Origin of the sequence: Microcoleus sp. S13C4 (assembly GCF_036700865.1) — a bacterium.
Taxonomy (GTDB): domain Bacteria; phylum Cyanobacteriota; class Cyanobacteriia; order Cyanobacteriales; family Microcoleaceae; genus Microcoleus.
This window is the reverse complement of the sequence record NZ_JAUBPS010000178.1, coordinates 1-1,041: the sequence shown is the minus strand read 5'-3', so window position 1 is coordinate 1,041 and position 1,041 is coordinate 1. Positions and strand designations below refer to the sequence as shown.

At 43.0% G+C, this 1,041-nt stretch carries 2 protein-coding genes; one reads left to right on the top strand and one right to left on the bottom strand.

The window, feature by feature from the left end; all coding sequences use genetic code 11:
* Positions 1 to 183: 183 nt before the first annotated feature.
* Positions 184 to 492, top strand: a complete 309-nt coding sequence (locus QT996_RS28530) for a CPBP family intramembrane glutamic endopeptidase (protein ID WP_333050864.1) — start codon at positions 184 to 186, stop codon at positions 490 to 492.
* Between the two features lie 144 nt (positions 493 to 636).
* Here QT996_RS28530 and QT996_RS28525 read toward each other — a convergent pair whose 3' ends face one another.
* On the bottom strand, positions 637 to 864 hold the full coding sequence (locus QT996_RS28525; RefSeq protein ID WP_333050863.1) for a hypothetical protein: 228 nt from the start codon (positions 862 to 864) through the stop codon (positions 637 to 639).
* Positions 865 to 1,041: the final 177 nt, after the last annotated feature.

Below are 1,041 nucleotides of genomic sequence, written 5' to 3'. Positions count from 1 at the left end.
CAAGTTACATCATCAAATATTTTTAACTGGTTTACACACTGCTGTTATTGTACCTCATCTTTCTGAGAAAGGCTATATAGCCTTTTGGGGCAGCAAGGGATCGATCCTGTAGTTGCTAAATAAAAATCGCACCAATTAGGTATTAGCAGCCCTACTATTTACGTGATTGTAGAAGCCTATTTTGTGCTAGTTAACTCGCTGATTGAAGAATTTACTTGGCGGTGGTTTGTCTGCAAGAAATGCCAGATTCTCATGCCGGGAACAAAAGCAATATTTCTGAGTTCGCTATTTTTCACTATCCACCACATTTTTGTAATAGCAGCTTACAGCCACTGGCAGGCTGTTCTCTTAGGTTCCTTAGCTGTCTTCGCCGCCGGGATAATTTGGTCTCACTCTTATCTGACTTACCGTTCACTTTGGCCTAGTTATATCAGCCACGCGATCGCAGATTTAGGCATTGCAAGTATTGGTTGGCAAATCCTGTTTAACTAGCTGCTTTTTCCGCGACTATTCCTGGCAATTATACAGTAAAAATTGACCTTCTGCCCAACTCACTCTCCAGATTAATTTCTCCCCCCATCATCGGGGCGGCGTACCACTGCCGCGGGCGACAACGTACCCTTCTAAATTGTCAGCTTAGGCAAGGTATCTGTGGCTGTAGCTGCGGTTGATGCCAACTAGCAGCGGCAAGTATTTGCTGGCATTAATGCTGAATGTACTGGGATCTTGACTGATGCTGTGCAATAATCGAACGTTCATCTCTTCCCACCGGCAGATGCTTTCCGTTAAGGCATCGGATTTAAATTCTAGGTTTGGTTTTGCTGGCGATCGCATAATTTTAGCTGCATGAAAACTGGCCCACATATCGCTGCAAGCATCGGCGGCCGGACCCCCAAGAACACACCGATTGTCATTTGGAATTGCAAACTTAGGAAAAATGATGATTTCATAACATGAAATTTTTGGTAAGCTGTTGTGCCTTTAAATAGGGTATAATAAAAAATGAGTTTAGTCAATCTCTACAAAAATGCCAGCTAAAAA

What these genes read in the sequence shown, in the direction of transcription:
- QT996_RS28525 (WP_333050863.1), bottom strand. Translation starts at nt 864, where the DNA reads ATGTGGGCCAGTTTTCATGCAGCTAAAATTATGCGATCGCCAGCAAAA.